This is a genomic window from Streptomyces sp. KPB2 (assembly GCF_003950055.1).
GTDB classification, from domain to species: Bacteria; Actinomycetota; Actinomycetes; order Streptomycetales; family Streptomycetaceae; genus Streptomyces; species Streptomyces salinarius.
Window position 1 is genome coordinate 1,783,905 of record NZ_CP034353.1, and the last position, 18,355, is coordinate 1,802,259.

The window sequence follows — 18,355 nt, forward strand, 5'->3', positions numbered from 1 at the left end:
TCGGCCCGGAATGCGGGAACTTCTCCCCCGGTGCTCCCTCAGTACGTTCAGCACTCCCTCGGTGCTTCCTCGGCACTTCCTCGGCCCCCTCAGACTCTGGCCTGGATCAGCGCGTGCGTCCCGCTGGTCCGCCAGTGCCGCTCGCCGCTCGCCTCCAGCGCGGCCTCGGTCTTCGCGTCGAGTCCGGTCACCACGTCGGACTTGAGGGTGCGCAGCGCGGCGACCGGGCCGGGGAAGTACGCGGTGACGTCCGCGAAGGGGGTGGTCGGCGGCCACCACCGGTCGCCCACCAGACGCCGGTAGTTCAAATCTCCCTTGAGGACGGTCACGGTGGCCGCGGCGAAGTCCTCGCGCAGGTCCCCCGGCATGTCCGCGTACGGCAGCGGGGCGCAGGAGAAGGGGTGGGCGCGGACAACGACCCGGCCGTCGGTGAGCGCGGTCCACAGCCGCTCGCCGTGCCCGGCCGCCGTACCCCCCGCGGCGACGAGCCGCCGCACGGCGTCGAGCACGTCGGTGGGCGTGGCGTCGGAGACGTAGTAGGGGTACGGCTTGACGTGCAGGACGACCCGGTCGACGCGGCCCTCGGCGAGCAGGTGCGAGACGAGGAGCAGGTCGGGGACGAGTTCGCGGCCGGCGTTGTCGGCGACCAGGCACAGGGTGGCCGGGTCCTGCCGTGCGGCGCCCGTCCCCCGGGCCGGGAGCAGGGACCACAGGGTGTCGCTGTCGTCGGCGACGAGGGGTTCCGCCTCGCCCCTGGGGCCGGCGCCCCGGTCGGAGAGGCGGAAGCCGAGGTCGGCGCGGTTGCCCCAGAGCGAGCCGTGCAGCATGGCCCGGGCGCGCTCGTCGGCGGGCAGTTCGCCGAGGCCGTCGAGCGCGGCGAGTTCCTCGTCCGTTTCCGGCGCGTCGAGTTCGGCGAGTTTGGCGGGCCGGAACGGGTCGACGCCCTGCCAGGGGCCGGGGCCGAAGTAGCCGACGGCGTCGAGGAGCCGGCGGTAGAAGTGGCTCTCGGCCCACAGCCAGGGCACGTCGTACCAGGAGCGGCCGGCGTACTCGTCCATGCCCCAGCGGGACCAGCGGTCCCGGTCGCGTCCGGTGGGGTCGGCCGCGGCGGGCAGCGGTTCGACCACGCCGTCGGCACAGCTCGCGAGCAGCGCGTCGAGCGCCTCCCGCCGTCCGGGATCGAGGGGGAAGGCGTCCCGCACCTGCCGCACGATGGCGGGGTGCCGCTCGGCGAGCACGCCGTGCGGGAAGGACCCGGGTTCGTTGCCGAGGATGACGGGGGCGGGCACGGACGGGGTGTCGGGCATGCACGTCACCGTACCCGTCGGACCGCGCCCGGCTCCGTACCGGTCGACCACGCCCGCCTCCGTACCCGGTCAGGCCGCGCCCGGCTGCGTACCCTCTCAGGCCACGCCCGGCTCCCGTTCCAGGCGGGACGCGAGGGTCACGTAGCGGGCGCGCCGGGTCACTGGGACCATGCCCCGGATGAGGACATACCACATCCCGGCGAGGCGGCGGGTCCAGCGCTCGGCCGGTTCGAGCGTGCTGCTCACGACGCGGGTGCCGACGATGGAGCAGACGAGGGTGTGGGCGGCGGAGTCGACGTCGATGTCCGGGTGCACGTCGGACTGCCGCACGGCTTTGGTCAGCCGGTGGGTGGCGATCTCCCGCCACTCGGTGAACGGGTGCGGCAGCGGAGGCCGCACCGGCACCCCCGCGGTGGCGAGCCGCAGCCCCGCCCGCAGCACCGGCCCCTCCTCGCAGAGCCGGGCCATGCCGAAGGTGAGGCGCATCAGCGCCTCCAGCGAGGAGTAGCCCCGCCCCTCCAGGTCCTTCGCCAGCCGGCGGGAGGCGCGGGACTGCATCTCCATGATGGCGTGGGCGAGATCGTCCTTCGCCGCGAAGTGGAAGTACAGGGCGCCCTTGGTGACCCCGGCGTGGGCCACGATCTCGCTCAGGCTCGTCGACTCGTAGCCGTGACGGTCGAACAGGTCGGCCGCGGCACCGATGATCGTCGCGCGGGTCTGCTCGGCGCGTAGCTGCCTCGCCATCGGCTGAACTCTCCTGGGCTGGAACTCAACAGACCGTGCCGCCTGTCTTAACCCCCTGTACACGATAACTCACTTACTAACTGTCCATCAGATCAGCCTCGGAGGAACCGCCGCGCACCGTGGCCACCGCCGGGCACCCTCTGCCCGCACCGCCGGGCATACCGCTCGGCATTCCGCTTCGGCCCGCTTTCGCCGTCCCGATCATCACGATGCGGCACCGACAACTGACAACGGTTCGCTGGTCACTTGACTACCAGCGGTCACACACGGTTTGCTCCGGCCAGGCGAGTTTCACCCGGTTGACGCACCGACCCGCTGATCCGGGCCACCTCGCTCCGTTCCTCCTGCTCGGCCGCACAGCGAGGTGCCCCCGCCCCCATGAGTACAGCTCCCCCGCCCATCCGCTTCTCCGCGCCCCTGCGCACCGCGGCCCTCGCGGTCGCCGTCTGTCTACTGGGGGCCGGCTGCTCCGCCCTCGGCGGGGACGAGGACGGCTCGGCGGCGGACGCCGCGGGCGGGCCGGGCGGTGACCGGATGAAGATCGTGATGGTCACCCACGGCGGTGAGGGCGACGCGTTCTGGGACCGGGTGCGCAAGGGGGCCGAGGCGGCGGCCGCCAAGGACGGCGTCGACCTGACCTACGCCGGTGACGCGGACACCGCCGACCAGGCCGACCTGGTGCGGGACGCCGTCCGCGACAAGGTCGACGGCATCGCCGTGACGCTGGCCAAACCGCAGGCGATGAAAGCGCCGGTCGCCGAGGCCAAGGCGGCCGGGATTCCCGTGGTCGGCCTCAACTCCGGCATCGCCGCCTGGCGTTCCACCGGGCTCCTGGAGTACTTCGGGCAGGACGAGAGCGTCGCGGGCCGGGCCGTCGGCGACAAGTTGAACGACCTCGGGGCCAAGCACGCCCTGTGCGTCATCCACGAGCGCGGCAACGTCGCGCTGGAGGCCCGCTGCGCGGGGGTGAAGAAGACCTTCGAGGGCGAGACCGAGATGCTCTACGTCGAGGGCACCGACATGAAGGCGGTCGGCGCGGCGGTCACCGCCCGGCTGCGGCAGGACACGAGCATCGACGAAGTCGTCATGAACGGCGCGGCGTTCGCCCTCACCGCGGTCGAGTCCGTGGACGAGGCGGGCAGCAAGGCGCACGTCGCCACCTTCGACCTCGACAAGGACCTGGTCGCCGCCGTCAAACGCGGGGACGTCCAGTTCGCGGTGGACCAGCAGCCGTATCTCCAGGGCTATCTCGCCGTGGACGCGCTCTGGCTGTACCGCACCAACGGCAACGTCAGCGGCGGCGGGGTGGCCCCCGTGCTGACCGGCCCGGCGTTCGTGACCAAGACGAACGCCGACTCGGTCGCCGAGTTCGCCGCGGGCGGCACTCGGTGACCGGGCCCCGCTGCCGGCGGCGCCCGCCCGCGCCCGCTTCCCTTCCCCACCTGATCGCCTAGGACGACGATGTCTGCACGCAAGACACGGAAGACGCAGGAGACACGGGAGACGCCGGAGGCGCGGGGGACTCAGGAGGCGCCACGAGCACGCGGGAAGGGTCTCCGGCGCCGCCTCGGCTCCATACGTCTCTCCCTGATCCTCCTGGCCCTGGTGCCCGGCGTCACCCTGGCGGCCGTGTGGGGCGTCACGACGGTCCAGATCTTCTCGGAGGGACTGCGGCTGCGCGCGCAGACCGAGTTGAGCCGCGACACCGGGGCCATGGGCACCGAGGCCACCCTGGCGCTGCAGAAGGAACGCAGTCTGTCGGCCGCCTGGCTGGCCGCGCCGGACGGCGACCGGGCGGCACTGGACGCGCAGCGCAAGAAGACGGACGAGGCGGTCGCCCAGCTCGTGGGCCAGTCGGACGCGATCGAGAGCGCTCCCGACCGGATCTCGGACCGGCTGTACTCGGTGCTCGGTTCGGTGGGCAGCCTGGAGTACTACCGCAACCAGGTGGACGACCCCAGCGACATCACCGCCGAGCAGGCGCTCGACCAGTACACCTCGATCGTCGACGAGCAGATCCACGCCTTCCAGGAGCTCTCCCAGGTCGACGACGGTGACCTCACCTCCCAGGCGGGTCCGCTGGTCGCCCTGGAGCACGCCGCCGAGCTGGTCTCCCAGGAGGACGCCCGGCTCACCCTGGCCTGGCCGTCCGACCGGATGGACGAGGAGCAGTGGAACGGCTTCGCCCAGCTGGTGCACACCCGCCGCTGGCTGGTGCAGGACCAGATCGTGCCCTCGCTGACCGGCAGTGCGAAGACGCAGACCGAACGGATTCTCGCGAGCTCCGAGTGGAAGTCCCTGCAGGACGTCGAGGACCAGGTGCTGGAGGCCCGGTCGGCCGGGGACGACGAGCGGATCGACCTGCCGGACGCGCGGCAGCGCTGGAACACGGCCTTCGAGTCGATCTCCGCGCAGTACGCCCAGCTCGTGAGGCAGCAGACGGACGGCCTCCTCGACCGGAGCGCGGAGGAGGCCCGGGGTCTGCTGATCAAGGCCGGGATCCTCAGCGCGGGCGGGCTGATCGCCCTGGTGCTCTGCGTCGTCATGTCCTGGCGCATCACCCGCTCGCTGTCCCGGCGGTTGCGCGGGCTGCGGCTGGCCACCCTCGGGCTGGCGGAGGAACGGCTGCCCGACGTGGTGGCGAGGCTGGAGCGCGGCGAGAAGGTCGACGTGGAGTCGGCGACGCCGCCGCTCGACTACGGGCGGGACGAACTCGGCCAGGTCGCCCAGGCGTTCAACACCGCGCAGCGCACCGCCGTGCACACCGCCGTCGAACTGGCCGACACCCGGCGCGGGTTCCAGAAGGTGATCCTGGGCATCGCCCGGCAGAGCCAGAACCTCGTCAACATGCAGCTCGGCAAGCTGGACGCCCTGGAGCGCGAGCACACGGACCCCGAGATCCTCAAGGGCCTGTACGAACTGGACTCCACGGCCAGCCAGTTGCGGCGCTACGAGGAGAACCTCGTCATCATCAGCGGTGAGCAGCCCCGGCGCACCTGGCGCGAGCCCGTATCGGTGGTGGACATCCTGCGCAGCGCCGTCGGCGAGGTCGCCGAGTACCAGCGGGTGGAGCTGCACGCCGACGAGGAGGTGGCCCTCGCCCCGCCCGCGGTGGCCGACGTGATCCACCTGCTGGCCGAGCTGATCGACAACGCCACCTCCTACTCCCCCGCCCCCAACCCGGTCGGGGTGCGCGCGGCGCTGGTGGCCAAGGGTCTGGCGGTCGAGATCGAGGACCGCGGGCTCGGGCTGTCGGAGGAGGACTACGCCTCGTTCAACGCCCAGTTGGCGGTGGCTCCGCAGTTCGACGTGGTGGCGCTCGCCGACGACCTGCGGCTCGGCATGTTCGTCGTGGCCCGGCTCGCGCACCGGCACGGCATCACCGTCACGCTGCGCCCCTCCCCGTACGGCGGGACCACGGCGATCGTGCTGATCCCGCACGACATCGTGGTGCGCGAGCCGGCCGGCCGGGCGAACGGCACCGGCATCACGGCGGACGGCGCCATGGCCTCCCGGGTCCCCCGGGCCGCCGGGGCACCGGAATCCCTCGCGCCCGAACCGGTCGGCGTGGCCGCCGCGTCCGCCGCCTCCGGCGCCTCTCCGGATCCGGGAGCGGACCCGGCCCACGGCGCGCGGCCCGTGCGGTCGTCGCGGCCCGCGCCCCCGAGCCGGTCCGCGGTCGCGGCGGGCGCCCCGGGCGGCTCCCGCGACGGTTCGTCCCCCGGCGACGAGCACGGCGGCCTGGCTCCGCTGCCCCGCCGGGTGCCGCAGACCAGCCTCGCCGCCGAGCTGCGCGACGAGGACCCCGGCGTCCGTCGGGACGGCGCGGAGGGCGCGTCCGGCGACGACTACGCCGACTTCACGGCCGAGCGCGCCGCCTCGTCCCTCGCGGGGTTCCAGCGCGGCACGCTGCGGGCCCAGACCGACGACGACACGGACGCCACCGACACGGACGCGGACACGGGCACCGGCACCGGCACCGGCACCGACGGACCCGTGCCCTCCGCCGCCTCCGCCGCCTCCACCCCCTCGACTCCCCCCGCCGACCGCCGACCGCCGACGAAGGACACCCGATGACCCGACCCTCCCCCGCCACGCACACCGAGCTGGACCAGTTGCTCACCGGACTCGTGGAGCGGGTCGCCGACGTGAACCAGGCCGTGGTGCTCTCCGAGGACGGACTGGTCGTCAGCAAGTCCACCGGGTTCCTGCGCGACGACGCCGAGCGGCTGGCGGCGACCGCGTCCGGTCTGATGAGCCTCAGCAAGGGCGTCAGCATGGACTTCCGGGGCGGACCGGTGCGCCAAGCGCTCATCGAGATGGCCAACGGCTACCTGATACTCACCTCGGCCGGCCCCGGCGCGCATCTGGTCGTGCTCACCGGGCCGAACGCCGACGTCGGTGTGGTGGCGTACCAGATGAACATGCTGGTGAAGAAGATCGGCGAGCACCTGAGCGCGGCCCCGCGGGCCACCGCCGGCCCCGGCGAGTGACGTGACCGGAGGCGACGCGGCCGGCCGGCTCGTGCGGCCGTTCACCCTGACCGGCGGCCGGACCCGGCCCAGCCGCGCCGACTTCACCCTCATCACGACGGTGACCGCGGTCGAGCCGCAGCCCACGCGGGCGGCCCGGCCGCAGCCCGAGCACCTGCGGATCCTGCGCCTGTGCGCCGAGCCGGTCGCCGTGGCGGAGATCGCGGCCCGTCTCGACCTGCCGGTGAGCGTGGTCGTCATCCTGCTCTCGGACCTGCTGGAGGCCGGCCGGATCACCGCACGGCCGCCGCACCTCGTCTCCCGCGCCACTCCCGACCTGGACCTGCTGCAGAAAGTGAGGGACGGCCTTGGCCGGCTCTGAGCGCGTCGCCGACACGGCGCCCACGGCATCCGCACGCTCCACCGCGCCCGACGCGGTGAAGATCCTGATCGCGGGCGGTTTCGGCGTCGGCAAGACCACCATGGTCGGGTCGGTCAGCGAGATCGCCCCGCTGCGCACCGAGGAGCCGCTGACCGCGGCGGGCCTGGGCGTCGACGACCTCGCCGGGATCGAGGAGAAGCGGGCCACGACCGTGGCGCTGGACTTCGGCCGGATCTCCATCGGCCGGGACCTGGTGCTGTACCTCTTCGGCACGCCCGGTCAGCAGCGGTTCTGGTTCATGTGGAACGACCTGGCGATCGGGGCGCTCGGCGCGGTGGTCCTGGTGGACGTGCGCAGGCCCGAGTCGAGCTTCGCCGCGATCGACTTCTTCGAGCGGCGGGGCATTCCGTTCGTCGTCGCGGTCAACGGCTTCCACGGCCGGCACCCGTACCCGGCGGCGGAGATCCGCGAGGCCCTCGCGCTGCCGGAGCACGTGCAGGTGCTGCTGTGCGACGCGCGGGAGCGGACCTCCAGCCGGGACGTCCTCATCGCCCTGATCGACCAGTTGATCGACGCCGCGACCGGAGCCGCGGCGTCGTGACGGCGGCGGCACCGGCGACGGCTCCGGCGCCGGCCCCGGTCAGCCGAGGCCGGCGGACTTGAGCCATGCCTTGGCGACGTCCAGCGGGTCCTTCTTGTCCAGCTGGACCTGGGCGTCGAGGTCGAGGAGCGTCTTGGTGTCGAGCTTGGCGGAGACCGCGTTGAGCGTGGCCACGCCCTCCTTCGACAGCCCCTCCTTGTTGACCAGCGGGGTGACGTTCGCGTAGCCGAAGAGGTTCTCCGGGTCCTTCAGGACTACGAACTTCTCCTTGATGATGGTCGGGTCGGTGGTGAAGACGTCCGCCGCCTGCACCGTGTTCTTGGTCAGCGCCGACTGGGTCAGCGGCCCGCCCGCGTCGAGCGCCTTGAACGACTTGAACTTCAGCCCGTACACCGACTCCAGGCCCTTGAGCCCCTGCTGCCGGGTCTGGAACTCTGGCGAGCCGCCGATCACCAACTCCGGCGCGACGTCCTTGAGGTCGGCGAGGGTCGACTCGGCGGTGAGGCCGTGCTTCTTCGCCGTCTCGGCGTTGACGCTCACCGAGTCCTTGTTCTCGGCCGGCGACGACTGGAGGAGCGTCAGCTTCTGGTCGAGCTTGGCCTTGGCCGCCTCGTTGACCGCCTCGGTGGACTTCTGCTCGGCCTTCGGGTCGAGGTAGGCCAGCAGTGAGCCGTTGTACTCCGGCAGCACCGTGACGGACCCGTTCTTCATCAGGCCGTAGGTGGTCTCGCGGCTGCCTATGTTGTGCTTGTAGGTGACCTTGAGGCCCTTGGCCCTGAGGGCCTCCCCGTAGATGTCGGCGAGCAGGGTGCTCTCGGCGAAGTTGTTCGAGCCGACGATGACGGTGCCGGCCTCCGCCTTCTCGCCCGCCAGTGGATTGTCGGACGTGTCGTCGGAGCCGGAGGAACAGCCCGCGAGCAGCGCCGCCGCGGCGGTGAGCGCGACGGCGGCCGCGCCGGTGTGCCTCGTCCTGGACCTGCTGCTCTTGGCGGTGAAAGTCATCCGTCGATCCAAACGAGCCGTTTGCCGGTCAGTCAAGACCGGCCTGGTTACGGTTTCCTCCCCGGCGCGCGGGCTCAACGCCTGCGTACTCCCGGCGACACGGCGAGCCGTCCGGCCGCCCAGAACACCGCGAGGGTGACGAGCGCCAGCAGGGCGACCAGGGTGGCGCCGCCGACCACCTTCTCGTAGTCGCGCTGGTAGAGCCCGTCGATGATGTACCGGCCGAGCCCGCCGAGACTGACGTAGGCGGCGATGGTCGCCGTGGACACGACCTGGATGGCGGCCGAGCGCAGTCCGCTGAGGACCAGCGGGAGGGCGACGGGCAGTTCGACCCGGAAGAGGATGCCGGTCTCGGTCATGCCCATGCCCCGCGCGGCGTCCACCGGAGCGGGGTCGACGGAGCGGACGGCCTCGTAGGTGGTCACCAGGATCGGCGGGATCGCGAGCACCACCAGCGGGATCATCACCGGCAGCAGGCCGATGCCGACGACGACGGCGATCAGCACCAGCAGTCCGAAGCTGGGCAGGGCGCGGGCGGCGGTGGCGACGAAGGCGACGGCGTTGCCGCCGCGCCCGGTGTGCCCGGTCAGCAGCCCGACGGGCAGCCCGATCGCGGCGGCGAGGCCGAGGGCCATCAGCGTGTACTGGACGTGCTCCACGAGACGGGTCGGGATGCCGTCGTAGCCGTGCCAATGGGCGCTGTCGCTGAAGAAGGCGTTGACGAAGTTCAGGACGTTCACTTGGCGGCCGCCTCCCGGGGCTCGGGCCGCGCGGCGGCCTCCTTGGGGCGTTGCCGCCTGCCCCGCGGCATCCACGGGGTCAGCAGGTTGCGGACCAGGACGAGGACGGCGTCGCACAGGATGGCCAGTACGGCGGTGGTGAGGACGGAGTTGACCGCCAGTTCGGGCCGGCCGTACTTCTGGGCGTCCGCGAGCAGGTTGCCGAGGGCGCCCTGGTTGCCGATGAGGGCGCCGACGCTGACCAGCGAGATGCTGGAGGCGACGGCGACCCGCAGCCCGGCCAGGATGGCGGGCACCGCGATCGGCAACTGCACCTGGAGATAGCGCCGCACCGGTCCGAAGCCCATGGCCGTGGACGCGGCCAGCGTCTCCTCGGGCACCGACCGGACGCCGTCGACGATGGCCGGGACGAGCACCACCAGGCTGTACACGGCCAGCGGGATCATCACCGTCAGTTCGGTCTGGCCGGTGTAGTCGATGAGGACCACGAAGACGGCCAGCGACGGGATGGCGTAGAAGACGGTCGTCACGCCGAGCACCGGCGGGTACAGCCAGCGGAAGCGCACACAGAGCTGGGCGAGGGGCAGCGCGGCGAGCAGGCCGGCCAGCACCGGCAGCAGTGCCTCGCGCAGGTGCAGGCCGATCAGGCCGAAGTAGGTGTTGTCGAGGTCGCTCGGGATGTCGAAGAAGCCGTTCACGGGGCGACCTTCGTGACGTCGGCGGGCTGCTCGGTCGCGCGCTCGCCGCCGGGGCTCGCCGTGCCGTGGGCGCTGCGGATCGCCTCGCCGATGGTCTGCTGGGAGACGACACCGGTGACCCGCCCGTCGGCGTCCACGGCGACGGCCCAGCCGGTGGGCGAGAGCACCGCGCAGTCCAGGGCGGCCCGCAGCGAGTCGGTGCCGGGCACGAAGGGCCGCCCGTAGGACAGCAGAGGCCCGGCCGCCAGGTCCCCGGCGCTCAGGTCGCCCGGCTCGGCCCAGCCCAGCGGCCGGTCGTCCGCATCGGTCACCAGCAGCTGCGGGGCGCCGTCGGCGGCGGCGAGCTGCTCGGCGCCGGCGTCGGCGCGTACGACCGGGCCGCGGGTCAGCTCCAGGGCGGCGGACGGGAAGAAGGAGAGCCGCCGGATGCCGCGGTCGGCGCCGAGGAAGTCCTCGACGAACGCGTCCGCGGGGTCGGACAGCAGCTCGGCGGGCGGTGCGAACTGGGCGAGCCGGCCGCCGGTGCGCATCACCGCGACCATGGTGCCCAGTTTGATCGCCTCGTCGATGTCGTGGGTGACGAAGACGATGGTCTTGCCCAGTTCGTCCTGGATGCGCAGGAGTTCGTCCTGCAGTCCCTTGCGGACCACGGGGTCGACGGCGGAGAACGGCTCGTCCATGAGGAGCACCGGCGGATCGGCGGCGAGCGCCCGCGCCACTCCGACCCGCTGCTGCTGGCCACCGGAGAGCTGGTACGGGTACCGCTTGGCGAGGGAGGCGTCCAGCCCCACCCGGTCCATCAGTTCCGCCGCCCGCTCGCGGGACTTCTGCCTGCCCCGGCCGAGCATGCGGGGCACGGTGGCGATGTTGTCGAGGATCGTCCGGTGCTGGAAGAGCCCGGCGTTCTGGATGACGTAACCCATCGACCGGCGCAGCGTGGTGACGGGTTGCCGCTGCACGTCCTCGCCGTCGAGCAGGATCGTTCCCTCGCTCGGCTCGACCATTCTGTTGATCATCCGCAGGGTCGTGGTCTTGCCGCAGCCCGAGGGACCGACGAGGACCGTGATCGAGCGGTCGGGTATCTCCAGTGACAGCCGGTCCACCGCCACGGTGCCGTCCGGGTACCGCTTGGTGACTGAGTCCATCCGTATCAAAACGCCGAATACCCTTCGGGACTGGCAGAAGCTGCCCGCTCCGGCCGCGGTCGGTGGGGCCGTCGCCGGTCGAGTGTAGACGGCTGCTGCGCGGGGCCCCCGTTGCTCCGGGGCGACTCCTTCCCGCTGCTCGGGGGTTCACACCGGAAACTTTCCCGACCTGTCGGTCACCTGTCGGTCCGCTGTCGATCGGGCAACGACGGCCTCCGCGCCCTGGGGTGCGGGCGGCCGGTGGCGCAGTATGAGCGGGTGGAGAAAGTACGCCTGCTCGTGGTGGACGACGACCCGCCCATCGCCGACCTCGTGGCCACCGTCGCCCGCTACGAGGGCTGGGAGGCGGTCACGGCCAACTCCGGTGCGCAGGCGCTGCGCCTGGCCGCCGCGTTCCGCCCGGACATCGTGGTGCTCGACCTGATGCTGCCCGACGTCGACGGCTTCGGGGTCCTGGACCGGCTGCGCGGGGCGGGCACGATGGTGCCGGTGGTGTTCCTCACCGCCCGCGACCGGGTGGCCGACCGGGTGGCGGGGCTGACCCGGGGCGGGGACGACTACCTGGTCAAGCCGTTCGCGGTGGAGGAGTTGATGGCCCGGCTGCGCACCGTGCTGCGGCGCAGCACCGGGCCGGGTTTCCAGCGGTCGGTGCTGAAGGTCGCGGACTTGGTGATGGACGAGGACGCCCGCGAGGTGCGCCGCGGCGAACGGCGGCTGTCGCTGACGCCGACCGAGTACGAGGTGCTGCGCTACCTGATGCGCAAGTCGCCGGCCGTGCTGACCAAGGCCCAGATCCTCGACCACGTGTGGGAGTACGGCTTCGGCGGCCGGTCCAACGTCGTGGAGCTGGTGGTCAGCCGGCTGCGCCGCAAGCTGGAGGCGGCGGACGGCGCGGGCGGGCCGCTGATCGAGACGGTGCGGGGGTTCGGCTACGTGATCCGGCAGGCGGCCGGGTGACAGGCAGGTGGTGGCGTGCCTACCGCGGCCTGCGACTCGGCACCCGGCTGGCGCTGGGGCTCGGGGTGCTGTCGCTGGTGGTGTTCGCCGTCGTCGGCACGGTGCTGACGACGTACATGCGGGAGTATCTGGAACGTCAGCTCGCCGACCAGATGAAGCTGGTGCAGGTGGTGCAGTCCAAGGACGCGGCGGCGCACGGCACGGTCGAGCGCAAGCCGTACTACGGCTGGTACACCGCCGTCTACGACGTGTCCGGCACCTCGGCGGACCTGCGCACGCCCGCCGAGGTGCCGGCGGACAGCCAGGCGCTGACCGCCCTGGCGCGGACCATGGCCCGCTCGGACGAGGACCTCACCCGCACGGTGCGCATCGGCGGGCACGGCCCCTATCTGCTGCGGGCCTGCGAGGTCGAGCCCGGCGTGGTGCTGGTGAGCGCGGCGCCGCTGGGCGACGTCGAGGACACCGTGGAGCAGCTGATCACGGTGCAGGTCGTCGTCTTCGGGCTGGCGCTGGCGGCCCTGGTGGTGTTCGGCCGGCGGATGCTGCGACGCGGTCTGAAGCCGCTGAGCGACATGGCGAGCACGGCGCACGGTATCGCCTCGCACGATCTGACCGAGTCGGCGGCGCGGCTGCCGCTGCGGGCCGACGGGCGGGACGGCGGCAAGGAGGTGGCGGAGCTGCGGACCGCGTTCAACACGATGCTGGAGCACATCGACGCGTCGCTGGCGGTCCGTGCGGAGGCCGAGCAGCGGCTGCGCCGGTTCGTCGCGGACGCCTCCCACGAACTGCGCACCCCGCTGATGTCCGTACGCGGTTACGCCGACCTCTTCCAGTACGCGGCGGCCAACGCCCCCGGGGAGCGCGAGCGGCACCTGGCCCGGCTGCGGGCCGAGGCGGCCCGGATGGGGGCGCTCCTGGACGACCTGCTGCTGCTCGCCCGGCTGGACGCGGACGAGGTGGAGGCGCCGCTGCGGTGGGAGGAGGCGGACCTGGCGGAGCTGGTGCGGCAGGCGGCCGAGGCCTTCCGCGCCGCCCGCCCCGACCATCCGCTGACGGTGACGTCCGGGACGGAGCCCGTGCGGCTGCGCATGGACCCGCAGCGGATCCGGCAGGTGCTGGACAACCTGCTCACCAACGCGGCCGTGCACACCCCGCCCGGCACCGAGGTGTCGGTCACGGTCTCCGCCGCGTCCGGGGCGGCCCGGGTGTCGGTCGCCGACACGGGCCCCGGCGTCCCGGTGGCCGACCGGGACCGGATCTTCGACCGTTTCTACCGCGTCGACAAGGCCCGCAGCCGCGACCGGGGCGGCAGCGGGCTCGGTCTCGCCGTCGCCGGGTCGCTGGTGCGGGCGCACGGCGGGACGATCGGGCTGGCCGGCGAGCCGGGCACGACGGTGTTCACGCTCACTCTGCCGACGGGCCCGGCGGGAGCCGCGGACCGGTGAGGTTCCGGTGCCCCGCTCCCGCCGGACCGGCCGGACCCGCCGTGCGTACCGCCAACCGGTCCGGCCACGAGCCCGGCCCGCGCGCCGCCCGCCGCCGGACGCCACGCCCCGGCAGCGACCGTGCCAGACCGAACCCCACGCCCCCCGCACCGGCCCCTCACGACACCAAGTCGCCCCCGAGCACATCGAGAACGCCCCGGCACACCACCGGCACCCGCGCCCCGACAGCGACCGTGCCCCGCCGAACCCCACACCCCCCGCACCGGTCCGTCACGACACCGAGTCGTCCGCGAGCGTGTCGAGGACGGCCCGGCAGGTCGCCAGCACCCGGGGTCCGTGCTCGCCCTCGGCCAGGGCCGCGGCCTGCTCCCGAAGGGTCGGGTGGGTGAACACGAGCCTGGCGTCCACGTCCAGGTCGAGCACCGCCCCGATCCGCGTGGTCATCCGCGCCGCCTGCAACGACGTACCGCCCAGGTGGAAGAAGCTCGCCTCCGGGTCGGCCTCTCCGGCGAGGTCGAGCGCCTCCGCCCAGACCAGCGCCAGCACGGACTCCACGGGACCGGACACCCGGCCGGCCCCCGCTCGGACCGGCTCGGCGGGCAGGTCCCGGCGGGACAGGGCGAGCCGGTCCACCTTGCCGTTGGCGTTGAGGGGCAGCACGTCGAGAAGCTCGACCGCCGCGGGGACCGCCGCGCGCGGGAGGTGCGCGGCGGCGTGGTCCAGCAGTTCCCGCGTGGAGACGGGCCGGCCCGGCTCCGGGACGACGTGGGCGACCAGGCGTTTGCCTCCCGCCACCTCGCGGGCGCTCACCACGGCGTCCCGGGTCGCCGGATGCCGGCGCAGCACGGCCTCGGTCTCCGCCGGCTCCACCCGGACGCCGTCGATCTTGACCTGGTGGTCGCGCCGCCCCATGAACTCGATGCTGCCGTCGGGCCGCCACCGCCCGAGGTCACCGGTCCAGTACGCGGGTGTCCGCGACCCGGGGCGCGGCCGGAAGGCGGGGCTCGACTCCGCGCCGAGGTAGCCGCGGGCCAGGCCGACCCGGGACTCCACGCACATCTCGCCGGTCACCCAGTCCGGGACCTCGCGGCCCTCGCCGTCCAGGACGAAGTAGCGCTGGTTGCGCATCGGCACGCCGTACGGGATGGACGCGCCGTCGCAGACGTACCCGCGCGGCAGCGGATTGACGATCGACCACACGCAGGTCTCGGCGGGACCGCCGGACGCCACGACCGAGACGTTCGGGAACACCCGCTCGGCCCGCGCCGGCAGGTCGACGGGTATCCAGTCGCCGGCCAGCACCACGGCGCGCAGGCCGTCGAGCCGTATCCGGTGCTGCTCCGCGTGGTGCACGACCAGTTCGAAGAGCGCCGGTGCGGAGTTCCACACCGTCACCCCGCGCGACCGGATCAGTTCGAGCCAGTGGCCGGGGTCCACCCCCCGGTCGCCGTCGGGCACCACGGCGGCGCCGCCCGCCATGAGGATGCCGAACACGTCGTACACCGAGAGGTCGAAGTGGAAGCCCGACACCGCGAGCACCCGGTCGTCGGCCGAGACCCGCAGCAGCTCGTTCATGTGGCCGAACGCGTTGGCCGCACCCCGGTGCGGGACCACCACTCCCTTGGGCGTCCCCGTCGAGCCGGAGGTCAGGATGACGTACGCGTCGCCGGTGGCCGTCGCCAGGCCGTCCGGCAGCGGCTCGCGGCCGTACGGTTCGTCGACGCGCACGACCGTGACGGCGCCGAGCCCGCGTGCGCGGCGTTCGCGGTCCCGGTCGGTGACGACGTGTGTCACCCCGGCCTCGCGCAGCACGGCGCTCAGCCGTCCGTCGGGCTGGTCGACGTCGAGCGGCAGATAGGCGAGTCCCGCGTTGGTCACCCCGTGGGCGGCGACGATCTGGTCACGGCCCTTGGGCAGGAGTACGGCCACCGGCACGCCGGGGCGGCCCGGTTCGGCCAGCACCGCGGCCAGCCCGAGGGCCCGTTCGGCCAGTTCGCCCCGGCTCAGCACCTCGCCGTCGGCGGATACGACGGCGGGCCGGTGCGGATGCCGGCGCGCGCCGTCGAGCAGGGCCCGGGTGAGCGGCTCCCGGGGTACCGGAGCGTCGGTGGCGTTGCCGGCGCGACGCCGTTCGGCCTGGTCGGGCGGGATCAGGTCGAACCGCTGCTCCTCCCATGCCGGGGCGTCGCCGGCCAGTCGGCGCAGCAGTCGGCCGAAGGCGCCGAACATGGCGCGGACCATGCCGGGCGGGAAGGCGGCGGCGCGGTGGTCCCAGCTCCAGCGCAGTTCGCCGCCGGTCTCCGCGACCTGGAAGTCGAGGCTGACCTGCGGGGTCTGGGTGCTGGTGTACACGGACTCCCCGAGATCCGTGCGGGTCTCGCGCCCGGGCTGCCCCAGCAGGCTCGTCAGCACGACGGGGAATCCGACCTCCGTCCGGCCCCGGCGGCGGGCCAGCGCCCGGGCCACGTGGATACCGCTGAAGTCGCTGTGCGGAAGGTCCTCCCACATCTGCCGCTGGGCCTGCCGGGCCCGGTCGGTGAACGTGGCGCCCTCGCCGCGCATCTCCAAAAGCACGGTGCTGGTGAAGTCGCCCACCACTCCCGCGTACGCGTCCCCGGCCCGGATGGCGGGGAACACGGGGACGTTGACGACGAAGTCGTCACCGCCTCCCCAGGCGCGGAGCACCTCGGCGAAGACGGCTGCCAGCAGGGCGGTCGGGGTGACGGACCGGCGTGCGGCGCTCTTCTGGAGCCGTTCCCACGTCACCGTGTCCAGGGCGTCCTCCAGGCGTACGAACCTGGTGTCGTCGCCCGCCGCGGAAGGGGGCTGGGGCAGCGTCGGGGCCGGGGGCAGCGTGTCGAGCCGTTTCGTCCAGTACTCCTCGGCGCGGCGCCACTCGGGGCCGGTCGCTTCCCGGTGGTGGCGTTCCAGGACGAAGTCGCGGAACGTCCGGCGGGGCGCCGGCCCCGGCGACTCGCCCCGGTAGAGGGCCGTCAACTCCGGTACCAGCACGTGGAAGTAGCTCCACGCGTCGGCCACCAGCAGGTCGAGACTGAAGTGGACGCGCCGGCGCCCGCCGGGCAGGAGCGACACCTGCACGTCCCAGAGCGGGAAGGCGAGGGGGTCGAAGACGTGCCGGGACCGGTCGGCGCGCAGCCGGGTGAGGCGGCGTTCGGCCTCCTGCGGGTCCAGCTCCGCCCAGTCGTTGACCGTGACCTCCCACTCCGGCGGGTCGGCGAGGACGCGTTGGCCGCCCTCGGCGCACATCACCGTGCGCAGCGCCGGGTGCCGGGCCACCAGCGCGCGCCAGGCGGTGGCGAGCGCCGTCGGGTCCGCCGTCGTCGACTCCCACTCCCAGTAGCCGTGGCAGCCGACCGAGCCGTACCGCATGGCCGTGTCGCGGCCGACCAGATAGGCCTCCTGCGTCGCCGTCAGCGGAAACGGGTCGTGGACGCCGCCCGTGTCGTGCCTCTCCTCGGACGCGGACTGCTGGATCACGGCTGCATCACCTCCTGAACGTTCGTCGTGGTCGGGGAAAGGGGTCCGGCCGGTACGTCCTCCAGTTCGCCGCAGATCTCGGCGACCCGGCGGCGGGCCAGGGCGCGGGCCGCGGGCGGCAGCGTGTAGGAGGTGGGGCCGTGGGACTCGACGCTGTCCAGCACCCCGACGATCAGTTCGGCCGCCCGGCGCGCGTGCTCGGCGTCCCCGCCGCGGGCGGCGAGTGTGTTGGTCCCGATCCGCAGACCGCCCGCCACGGCGGCCGGCAGCGTGTCCTCGGGCACGACGTTCCGGTTGACCAGGACGCCGCAGCTCTCCAGCGCCTTCTCGGCGACCCAGCCGGTCGTCCCCGTGCCGCGCAGGTCGGCGAGGACCATGTGGGTGTCGGTGCCGGAGCCGACGAGGGCGTACCCGTGGTCCGCGAACACCTCGGCGACGGCCCGGGCCGCGGTGACGATCCGGCGGCACATGGCGTGGAAGTCCGGTGTCGCGACGTGGCCGAACGCCCATGCCTTCGCCGCGATCGAGTGCGGTGCCGGAGTGCCCTGGACGCCGGGAAAGACGGCGGCGCCCACGCGTCGCTCCAGTTCCCCGGGGTCGGGCACGTTCGTGCCGCCGAGCACCAGTCCGCCGCGCGGGCCGGCCAGTTGCTTGTAGGTACTCGTGGTCACCAGGTGGGCGTACGGCACGGGTGAGGGGTGCAGGCCGGCGGCCACCAGGCCCGCGATGTGGGAGACGTCGGCGAGCAGGGCGGCACCCGCCTCGTCGGCGATCTTGCGGAAGGCGGCGAAGTCGAGCTCGCGCGGGTACGCGCTGCCCCCGCAGATGACGACGTCCGGGCGCAGGCCGAGGGCCAGCGTCCGGACCTCCTCCAGGTCGATGAGGCCGTCGCGGGTCACGCCGTAGTGGTGCACGCCGTAGAGAGTGGAGGTGACCGAGGCGCGCGCGCCGTGGGAGAGGTGCCCGCCCGCCTTGAGCGACATCGACAGCACCTTCCCTCCGCGCGGCAGCAGGGCGCGGAGCGCGGCCAGGTTGGCGTTGGTGCCGGAGTGCGGTTGCACATTGGCGAACGAGGCGCCGAAGACGTCGCGGGCCCGTCGGCAGGCGAGTTCCTCCAGCCGGTCGAAGACCCCGCAGCCCGAGTGGTAGCGCCGGCCCGGGTATCCCTCCCCGGTCACGTTGGTGAGCACCGAGCCGTTGCACCACAGGACCTGCCACGGCGCCGTCGACGCCGCGGCGACCATCTGCAGCGTGTCCCGCTGGCGCCGTTCCTCCTCCGCCAGCAGCGCGAACACCGCGTCGTCCTCGAAGGCCGGCCGCATCCGGCCGGCATCGGTTTCCCAGTCCACGTCATCGCCTCCCCC

At 73.2% G+C, this 18,355-nt stretch carries 15 protein-coding genes; 7 read left to right on the plus strand and 8 right to left on the minus strand.

Features of this window, described 5'->3' with window-relative positions:
- Positions 1–89: 89 nt before the first annotated feature.
- On the minus strand, positions 90–1,307 hold the full coding sequence (locus D1J63_RS07715; protein WP_125628307.1) for a damage-control phosphatase ARMT1 family protein: 1,218 nt from the start codon (positions 1,305–1,307) through the stop codon (positions 90–92).
- A 96-nt stretch (positions 1,308–1,403) separates the two neighbouring features.
- Positions 1,404–2,051, minus strand: coding sequence for a ScbR family autoregulator-binding transcription factor (locus D1J63_RS07720; RefSeq protein ID WP_125628308.1), 648 nt, complete (start codon positions 2,049–2,051; stop codon positions 1,404–1,406).
- Positions 2,052–2,429: 378 nt separating this feature from the next.
- On the opposite strand from D1J63_RS07720, the gene D1J63_RS07725 reads away from it, so the two are divergent.
- From D1J63_RS07725 to D1J63_RS07745, 5 genes are all read left to right on the plus strand, one after another.
- Positions 2,430–3,443, plus strand: a complete 1,014-nt coding sequence (locus D1J63_RS07725) for a substrate-binding domain-containing protein (protein ID WP_125628309.1) — start codon at positions 2,430–2,432, stop codon at positions 3,441–3,443.
- Positions 3,444–3,512: 69 nt separating this feature from the next.
- On the plus strand, positions 3,513–6,128 hold the full coding sequence (locus D1J63_RS07730; protein ID WP_125628310.1) for a nitrate- and nitrite sensing domain-containing protein: 2,616 nt from the start codon (positions 3,513–3,515) through the stop codon (positions 6,126–6,128).
- A complete protein-coding gene (locus tag D1J63_RS07735) occupies positions 6,125–6,544 on the plus strand; it encodes a roadblock/LC7 domain-containing protein (protein WP_007445343.1) in 420 nt (139 codons plus the stop codon). Before D1J63_RS07730 ends, D1J63_RS07735 begins: the two co-directional genes overlap by 4 nt.
- A 1-nt stretch (position 6,545) precedes the next feature.
- Entirely contained in the window at positions 6,546–6,905 is a 360-nt protein-coding gene (locus D1J63_RS07740) for a DUF742 domain-containing protein (RefSeq protein WP_061441965.1), read from the plus strand.
- The gene (locus D1J63_RS07745; RefSeq protein ID WP_176153351.1) at positions 6,892–7,506 is read left to right on the plus strand and encodes an ATP/GTP-binding protein; all 615 of its coding nucleotides are present in this window, start codon (positions 6,892–6,894) and stop codon (positions 7,504–7,506) included. The genes D1J63_RS07740 and D1J63_RS07745 overlap by 14 nt, the downstream gene beginning before the upstream one ends.
- A gap of 39 nt (positions 7,507–7,545) precedes the next feature.
- Here D1J63_RS07745 and D1J63_RS07750 read toward each other — a convergent pair whose 3' ends face one another.
- From D1J63_RS07750 to D1J63_RS07765, 4 genes are all read right to left on the minus strand, one after another.
- Entirely contained in the window at positions 7,546–8,508 is a 963-nt protein-coding gene (locus D1J63_RS07750) for an ABC transporter substrate-binding protein (RefSeq protein WP_125628311.1), read from the minus strand.
- Positions 8,509–8,582: 74 nt separating this feature from the next.
- Positions 8,583–9,248 (minus strand): ABC transporter permease, encoded by a 666-nt coding sequence (locus D1J63_RS07755; RefSeq protein ID WP_125628312.1) that lies wholly within the window; start codon positions 9,246–9,248, stop codon positions 8,583–8,585.
- Positions 9,245–9,946, minus strand: a complete 702-nt coding sequence (locus D1J63_RS07760) for an ABC transporter permease subunit (protein WP_125628313.1) — start codon at positions 9,944–9,946, stop codon at positions 9,245–9,247. The genes D1J63_RS07755 and D1J63_RS07760 overlap by 4 nt, the downstream gene beginning before the upstream one ends.
- Entirely contained in the window at positions 9,943–11,100 is a 1,158-nt protein-coding gene (locus D1J63_RS07765) for an ABC transporter ATP-binding protein (RefSeq protein ID WP_232249542.1), read from the minus strand. Before D1J63_RS07765 ends, D1J63_RS07760 begins: the two co-directional genes overlap by 4 nt.
- Before the next feature lie 249 nt (positions 11,101–11,349).
- Between D1J63_RS07765 and D1J63_RS07770 the strand changes: the two genes are divergently transcribed.
- Together D1J63_RS07770 and D1J63_RS07775 are read left to right on the plus strand one after the other, a co-directional pair.
- Entirely contained in the window at positions 11,350–12,048 is a 699-nt protein-coding gene (locus D1J63_RS07770) for a response regulator transcription factor (RefSeq protein ID WP_240798576.1), read from the plus strand.
- Positions 12,045–13,493, plus strand: coding sequence for a HAMP domain-containing sensor histidine kinase (locus D1J63_RS07775; RefSeq protein ID WP_125628316.1), 1,449 nt, complete (start codon positions 12,045–12,047; stop codon positions 13,491–13,493). Before D1J63_RS07770 ends, D1J63_RS07775 begins: the two co-directional genes overlap by 4 nt.
- Before the next feature lie 270 nt (positions 13,494–13,763).
- Here D1J63_RS07775 and D1J63_RS07780 read toward each other — a convergent pair whose 3' ends face one another.
- Together D1J63_RS07780 and D1J63_RS07785 are read right to left on the minus strand one after the other, a co-directional pair.
- Entirely contained in the window at positions 13,764–16,991 is a 3,228-nt protein-coding gene (locus D1J63_RS07780) for a non-ribosomal peptide synthetase (RefSeq protein ID WP_125628317.1), read from the minus strand.
- On the minus strand, positions 16,988–18,340 hold the full coding sequence (locus D1J63_RS07785; RefSeq protein ID WP_125628318.1) for a serine hydroxymethyltransferase: 1,353 nt from the start codon (positions 18,338–18,340) through the stop codon (positions 16,988–16,990). The genes D1J63_RS07780 and D1J63_RS07785 overlap by 4 nt, the downstream gene beginning before the upstream one ends.
- Between the last annotated feature and the right edge of the window lie 15 nt (positions 18,341–18,355).

What these genes read in the sequence shown, in the direction of transcription:
- D1J63_RS07725 (WP_125628309.1), top strand. Translation starts at nt 2,430, where the DNA reads ATGAGTACAGCTCCCCCGCCCATCCGCTTCTCCGCGCCCCTGCGCACC.
- D1J63_RS07750 (WP_125628311.1), bottom strand. Translation starts at nt 8,508, where the DNA reads ATGACTTTCACCGCCAAGAGCAGCAGGTCCAGGACGAGGCACACCGGC.
- D1J63_RS07720 (WP_125628308.1), bottom strand. Translation starts at nt 2,051, where the DNA reads ATGGCGAGGCAGCTACGCGCCGAGCAGACCCGCGCGACGATCATCGGT.
- D1J63_RS07730 (WP_125628310.1), top strand. Translation starts at nt 3,513, where the DNA reads ATGTCTGCACGCAAGACACGGAAGACGCAGGAGACACGGGAGACGCCG.
- D1J63_RS07735 (WP_007445343.1), top strand. Translation starts at nt 6,125, where the DNA reads ATGACCCGACCCTCCCCCGCCACGCACACCGAGCTGGACCAGTTGCTC.
- D1J63_RS07715 (WP_125628307.1), bottom strand. Translation starts at nt 1,307, where the DNA reads ATGCCCGACACCCCGTCCGTGCCCGCCCCCGTCATCCTCGGCAACGAA.